7 protein-coding genes and 2 pseudogenes are annotated in these 6,636 nt (G+C 67.4%); 4 read left to right on the top strand and 5 right to left on the bottom strand.

What is annotated here, in order from left to right:
* Positions 1-576: alpha/beta hydrolase (locus BEK98_RS46670; RefSeq protein WP_143684275.1), on the top strand; the 576-nt coding region annotated here is incomplete at its 5' end.
* A 147-nt stretch (positions 577-723) separates the two neighbouring features.
* Complete coding sequence (locus tag BEK98_RS46675; RefSeq protein WP_094222886.1) at positions 724-1,446, top strand: hypothetical protein; 723 nt, start codon at positions 724-726, stop codon at positions 1,444-1,446.
* A 178-nt stretch (positions 1,447-1,624) separates the two neighbouring features.
* Here BEK98_RS46675 and BEK98_RS50655 read toward each other — a convergent pair.
* Positions 1,625-1,846 (bottom strand): annotated as a pseudogene (locus BEK98_RS50655) (IS630 family transposase); the annotation flags it as partial.
* Positions 1,847-1,851: 5 nt separating this feature from the next.
* Here BEK98_RS50655 and BEK98_RS46685 point away from each other — a divergent pair.
* Positions 1,852-2,151, top strand: a pseudogene (locus BEK98_RS46685) (transposase); the annotation flags it as partial.
* 6 nt (positions 2,152-2,157) lie between these two features.
* On the opposite strand, the gene BEK98_RS46690 reads toward BEK98_RS46685, so the two are convergent.
* The 3 genes from BEK98_RS46690 to BEK98_RS46700 all read right to left on the bottom strand — a co-directional run bounded on the left by BEK98_RS46690 (position 2,158) and on the right by BEK98_RS46700 (position 5,181).
* A complete protein-coding gene (locus BEK98_RS46690) occupies positions 2,158-2,535 on the bottom strand; it encodes a hypothetical protein (protein WP_094222887.1) in 378 nt (125 codons plus the stop codon).
* A 171-nt stretch (positions 2,536-2,706) separates the two neighbouring features.
* A complete protein-coding gene (locus BEK98_RS46695) occupies positions 2,707-3,522 on the bottom strand; it encodes a class I SAM-dependent methyltransferase (RefSeq protein ID WP_167444459.1) in 816 nt (271 codons plus the stop codon).
* Between the two features lie 321 nt (positions 3,523-3,843).
* Positions 3,844-5,181 carry a hypothetical protein gene (locus BEK98_RS46700; protein WP_244202307.1) on the bottom strand — a complete coding sequence of 446 codons (1,338 nt, stop codon included), beginning with the start codon at positions 5,179-5,181 and terminating at the stop codon, positions 3,844-3,846.
* 378 nt (positions 5,182-5,559) lie between these two features.
* Here BEK98_RS46700 and BEK98_RS46710 point away from each other — a divergent pair, with 378 nt between their 5' ends.
* Entirely contained in the window at positions 5,560-5,760 is a 201-nt protein-coding gene (locus BEK98_RS46710) for a hypothetical protein (protein ID WP_244202308.1), read from the top strand.
* Positions 5,761-5,904: 144 nt separating this feature from the next.
* On the opposite strand, the gene BEK98_RS46715 is transcribed toward BEK98_RS46710, so the two are convergent.
* Positions 5,905-6,636 (bottom strand): helix-turn-helix transcriptional regulator (locus BEK98_RS46715; protein WP_094222892.1); only part of this gene is annotated, 732 nt, incomplete at its 5' end.

The raw sequence follows: 6,636 nt of genomic DNA on the forward strand, positions 1-6,636 counted from the left end.
GAGCAGGGCTACGCCACCGCGCAGTGGATCGTCCGCGAGGGAGCGTCCAAGGGTTTGGATGCACAGCGCATGGCGGTAGCCGGGGAATCGGTCGGCGGGAACATGACCGCCGCACTCGCCCTCATGGCCAAGGAGCGCGGTGACGTCAGGTTCATACAGCAGTCGATGTACTACCCGGTCACGGATGCGGCCATGAACACCGGTTCCTACGATCAGTTCGCCACCGGGTACTACCTGAGCCGCAAGCTGATGGAATGGTTCTGGGACGCTTACACGACCGACCCGGACCAACGCGCTGAGATCACCGCGTCTCCCAACCGGGCCACCATCGAGCAGCTCTCCGGTCTGCCGCCCGCCTTGCTGATCGTCGACGAGGCCGACGTGTTGCGCGATGAGGGCGAGGCGTACGCCTCCAAGCTCCGAGCAGCGGGCGTTCCGGTGACCACAGTGCGCTACGACGGCACGGTGCATGACTTCATGCTGCTCAACTCGCTGAGTCAGTCCAAAGCCGCCCGCGGAGCCATCGACCAGGCAACAGCGTTCTTGCGCAAGGCCCTTGGCACCGCCCAAGCCTAGACTTTGCGGGCACGGACGCCCCACGTTCGACACAGACGGAGCGCAGCGGGTCCGAGTCTGGGCCACCCACGCGGTCCCGGTTCCGGGGGTCCTCTTCGAAACAGGTACGCACCGCAGCCTCCGGTACCAACGTGTTGAGGAGAAGGAGTGAGCGGCCTGCTCTCGGACATTCTCGAGGCTCACGGCGGCACGAAGCGGTGGGAGCAGTTGACGACGGCGACGGCCACCATCGTCAGCGACGGCGAACTCTTCGCGTCCAAGGGCCTGCCTCAGGACCTCCAGCCACGCCGCATGACACTCAGTTTGCACGAGGAGCGCGCGGCGGTGAGCCCCTTCGGCTCCCCCGATCAGCACACCGACTTCACGCCTGGCCGTACAGCGATCATACGGAGCGACGGCACGGTCGTGGCCGAACGTCTCGACCCGCGCAAGTCGTTCGCGGGGCATGTCCTGGACACCCCCTGGGATCCGCTGGACCGCGCTTACTTCAACGGCTACGCGCTGTGGACGTACCTGACCACACCGTTCTTCATGATCATGGACGGCATGGCCGTCGAGGAAAAGGAACCATGGACCGAATCGCCGGCCGAGCGCTGGCGTCGTCTCCGGGTCACATTCCCGGACGACATCGCAAGCCACAGCACGGTCCAGGACTTCTACTTCGGGGACGACCTTCTGCTCAGACGGCACGACTACCACGTGGACATCGCCGGCGGCTTCGCGGCCGCCCAGTACGTCACCGACATCGAGGAAGCGGACGGCATCAAGTTCCCGACCAGGCGTCGCGCGTATCTGCGCGGGCCCGACGGACATCCCGACCACGATCACGTCATGGTGAGCATCGATCTGAGTGACGTGCACTTCTCATGACGTCCTCTGACGCACAGCGACGCCCACGACCACGTCGACATCGGCACGGCCCACCCGCCACGCCTCCATCTACGGCCCCGTAATGGAGGACGCCTTCAAACTCATCGCGGCCAGCAGTGCGGGCAGCGGCCTCTGGACGATCATCGACGCCGCCACAAGCAACAGCCCCAGGGAACTCAGTGAGTGTGAGTCCGGTGCCGGTGAGGCAGCCGTCGATGAGGTTGGGCCGTAGCTGGATCTGGCGCAGGCCCCGGCGGAGGCTGCGTTCGAGGTGCTCATCGTCGGTGAAGGCGGTGAAGGCGGTGAAGGCGGTGTTGGTCGGCGGGCCGCGCCGTAAGAGCAACCAGATACCCTCGACCGGGTTCAAGTCTGGTGCATACGAGGGCAGTTGCGCGATGGTGCGTCGCCGTCCTCGCGGATCGCGCGTATTCGTCCCGTGCAATCCGAGGGGCACCTGCGCCGAGGCGGCATCCAGGCGGTCATTCCCCAGCCCGCTGACCGGGTCGGTCACCGCCTGAAGGGGGCCGCGCCGGAGGCCGTCCGCCCGGTTTCGACGCCGAGGCATGCAAGCAGCGGAACACCGTTGAGCGATGCATCAGCAGACTCAAGCAGCGGCGCGGCCTGGCCATGCGAACAGACAAGCTCGCCATCGCCTACCAGGCCGCACTCCACCTCGCCGCCATCCTCATCTGGGTCCGGCGATAACTCGGGTCAGCGATCGGTCACCCACTGCACGTCCGGGGGCCAGGAGCCACGGCTGATGATGTGGTCGACGATTCTGAACGCTTCGCCGATCGGCACGGTGTCCTCATTCGGGTACTCGTCATGCTGCCCGTTGGAGAGGATGAACCCCGCGCTCGATCCCAGGGCTCCTGGCTCCACGGCGTGCTTGCCGGGATCGTCCTCCCTGTCGAGCAGGATCACCATCGCCCGCTTGGCGTTCGTCACGAATGCCAACGACCGGCCGGACGAACTAGCAAGCCATGTCTCAAGGCAGCCGCCCTCGATCCGCTCCCGCAGGACCTCAATTGCCGCCTCGGACGATACAGGCACACCGCTACTGCCATCGACCACCCAAGACTCGATCACGAGTACGACGATCTCACAGCCAGGTCTGAGAGACAGTCCCTAGATGATCGAATCCAAGGGGTTTAGTGGTCGTAGGCGGTCAGTGCGTGCATGACCGGCTGGCCGCGCATGAACCTGGCTCCACTCGTCAGGCCCCCTTGTAATCGATCATCTAGGGAACCGGGAGGCGCTCTACCGGCGGACCGCCGAGATCAGTCCGCCGGGCCCCTCCTCGCGCTGCGGCGGGGTGCTGATCGGGCGGCCGTAGGCGGCAGCGCGCTCGCGCAGGGTGTGGCTGCTGGCCTCCCAGCCGTACCCGGCCAGCCAGCCCACCGGGTCGTCGGGCATCTCCGAGACCCACATGGACGCCGCCGATCCCGGCACAGCGTCCGCGCCGAAGCGCTCGATCACTCCGCGCGAGCCCAACGTCAGCCCCATCCGACTGCCTGCCGCCGACTGCGCGCTGATCCGGCCCAGCAGCAGCTCCACCGCGTCCTCGGGCAGATAGATCAGCAGTCCTTCGGCGATCCACACGGTCGGCACGGCCGGGTCATGCCCCGCGGCGGCCAGCGCGCCCGGCCAGTCCTCACGCAGATCCACCGCGACGGTGATCCGCTCACAGCGTGCGACGGCCCGCTCCTGACGCAGCACCAAAGCCTTGAAGTCCAGCGGCGCGGCAGTGTCGACCTCGAACAGCCGGGTGCCCCCGGGCCAGTCCATCCGAAAGGCCCGGCTGTCCATACCGGCGCCGAGCAGCACAACCTGCCGAACCCCGGACGCGGAAGCCTGCTGCAACAGATCGTCGAGGAACCTCGTCCTGATGACGATGGAGAACGCCACACCCAGCCGACGGCGTCGCGCGGCCTCGTCACCGGGCAGCGGCGACGAGGAGGGCCCCAGGCCACCGGCGGTGGCGAAGGCCTTAGCCAGTGGATCGCGGAACAGCGCGTCCTCCCGCTCGGTCTCCAACGCCCGCACCCTGGCCACCCCCACCGCCGTGGCCCACACACCCGACGGCCGCACCCGCTCCTGCCCATCAGTCACCACGCCAGCCTAGATGATCGATCCCAAGGAGGCCTGACGAGCGGAGCCAGGCTCATGCGCGGCCAGCCGGTCATGCACGCACTGACCACCCACGACCACTCAACCTCTTGGAATCGATCATCTAGCGTCGTAGTGCCTTGCGTGACAGGACGGCAAGGCTCGGGCGGCCCCGGCACCCCGCGCCCTGGGCCGAGGGCTGCCCCTCCACCTACCTCTGTTCGAAGTGCATGGGTGCGCTGTATGAGGGTCGGCGGCCGCCGACCCTCCCATCAGCTCCCATGATCTTCAGAATCTGTGTGGCCAGAAGAACGAGTCAGGGATACGAACGGCGGGCGGCCGCCGGGGGGTGACGACGCCGATGGCGTCTTCGGCGGCCCGCAAGGCCTGTTCGTGGCTGCCGCTGCCGAGATGATGAGCGGGGCAGTTTCTGCAGTCGCCGGTTCGGGCGTGCGCATTGGGGCTGCCGTTGAGGCCCCGTACGTGGGTGAAGGCGTGTTGGGGGAAGTCGGCCCGCACCGTGTGCCAGGTGCCGTGTCGCTCTTCTTCGGTGAGGCCGGCGGCCACTTCCGGGTGCATCGGCGGGTACAGCTGGCCGTCGTGCTCGCGGAGCATGAAGACGCGGTCGACGTAGTCGACGGTATCCCCCTTCGGTTGCTCTGCATCTAGCCAGGCCAGGGCGTTGCTGCGGCTTCCGGGCCCCCAGAGGTACTCCGCGGGGAACTGCGTTGTCTCGAACCGGGCGTCGAACGCTGCCCAGTGAGCGTCCTCGTACCGGCTGCCGGGGCGAGAAGCGCTGCGGATCAGGAGGTAGAGGTACCCGTCGGCATCGGTGTTGTCGCGCAGAGCATCGGCCTGGGCCATGTGGACACTTCCCTCGTCGTTCCAGGCCATGACGACGATGTCGCGTTCCACCGGGGCGGGATACAGGCGCCCGCCAGGGGTCGGGCGTCCCCACAGCTGATTGATCAACTCTGCCAGGTCGTGCAGCGTCCGTGCTGTCTCCACAGGCGTCGTGCGGTGGTAACCGGTCGGGTGTGCGACAGCATTGCGCAACTTCGACATCGCATGCTCGATGCCACGCGTGCGCTGACCACGCAGAAGGCCAGCCGCTCGCGCCCAGGTCCGCAGCCCGGCGAGCATCCCGTTGAACTCGATCAGCGTGCTGCCGACCTTCAACTGCCACTGCGGCGAGGGCTGCTGTCGCGGTCTCCGCCGGCTCCTCCTGCCCACCTTCCGTACCGCGGCGAGCACATCGTCGTAGCTGCGCACGTCCTCGGTTGCTGGAGACTCCAAGCCGTTGGCGTCCTCGAACGTGACCGCACCAGCGCACCACAGAACGAACCGCTCGCGCAGCGCCTGCTCCATCACCAGCAAGGCGCGGTCGTCGACGATGGTGAAGACGTCATAGTCGAGCAGGCCATAGGCGAAAAGACGCTGAAGCCGATCGAACTCCCGGCGCGTCCCCTCCGCCACGTCCGAAGCAAGCTCGCAGTCCGCGACCAGCCGTTGTAGGAACTCGGCTGACCTTTCGGCCGGCATCGCGCCGCCCAGCCCGAGCGGGGTGAAGACGAGCGCTGCGGTGTCCGGCGTCTGCAGCTCCTCCAGCGAGCGGATCTCTGCCACGGCTACGACCTCCTGTGTGGGCAACCCATCAGGATGCATGAGGAGTTCACCCTGCGCCATTGCTTTTGCCGCTGCTGGAGATGACAGTGCGGTTCGCAAGTCCCGCCCGCTCCCCTTCACACCATGCTCCTCACCCCCGACCCGACACCGCCGAGGAGCGGTACACGACGTGGGCCGGGCGCTACAGCCAGAAGCCGACCGTGGTGATCCAGCTCATCAAGGAGACGAGCGGCCAGGAGCATGCCCTTCGTACATGGACGGCCCAAGGCGAGACCGCATCCGAGAACAAATGAGCGTGCGACGAGCTGGTCAGCGGCGCCGTGGCCCACAGCGAGCGACATAGGATCCATGAACGCGGCACACACATTCGATGATCTCGTGGAGATACAGAAAGCGGTCGACGAGGCGCATGGCCGGGTACGGGAGCTGAAGGACACCTACGGCCGGCCCACGGCTCAACCGTGGTCGCCGGAGCAGCACGCCGGGGACGAAAGCAAGCCCCGCTACGACGTGGAGGCCGCCGTACGGACCAAGGCCCGGCACCCGGAACCAGAGCCGGCGGAGGACGTGGCGGCCTGAACCCAACACGTAGGCCCGCATCCCATCGGTATGGCCCGCGTGATCGGCGGCTCAGGGCAGGTAACCAGCGACCAGAGCGGCGCGCTCGGCGGGCGGGGGTGTCGGGCCCTAGCTGTGTCACCTCATGACATTGGTTCCTCGCGGTCAGGCTTGGCGGGCGTAGGACGCGAGGCGATCGGCGAGCGCGATGACGAGTTCGTGCAGTTCAGCGGGGCGCTCGATGACGAACGGCCGGTCGAGTGAGGCGAGTACCGGAGGCAACCAATCGAGCCGCTCCGCCCGCAGCTCGACGCGCAGCCAGCGCTCGGTCGCCCGGTCCTCGCCTGTCATGGGCGCGTACTCCTCCAGGCCCGCGACGCTGGCGGGAAGGTGGGCGCGGATCTGCTCAACCGTGCCGTGGATCCGCAAGGTCACCTCGTGCCGGTACTCGGCCGTGGAGAAGGCTGACAACAGGCGATGCGCCGGATCGGGACCCGCGGGCGCTTCGAATGAGCCGGGCAGGGTTCGTGCGTCTGCGATGCGATCGAGCCGGAAGGTTCGGTCCTCGCCGATCCGGGCGTCCTGGCCCGTGACGTACCACCGGCCCGCGTGGGCGACGATCCCGTACGCGTGCAGCGTGCGTTCGCTGCGCCGTCCGTCGCGGTCGGTGTAGCGGATCGAGACCGGTCGGCGATGGCGCACCGCATCGGCGATGGCGAGCAGGACCTCAGCGTCCGGGGTGTCGAGATCACTGGGCTGATCCGTGAAAGCGACGGCCTCCAGGAGTGTGTCGAGCCTGCGGGCGATGTGCTTGGGCAGCACCCGCCGGATCTTCGCCGATGCCGTCTCGCTCGCCGTCCGCTCCGTCGTCGTCAACCCCGCTCGGCGGTTGGCGAC

Origin of the sequence: Streptomyces diastatochromogenes (assembly GCF_002242805.1) — a bacterium.
Taxonomy (GTDB): Bacteria; Actinomycetota; Actinomycetes; order Streptomycetales; family Streptomycetaceae; genus Streptomyces; species Streptomyces diastatochromogenes.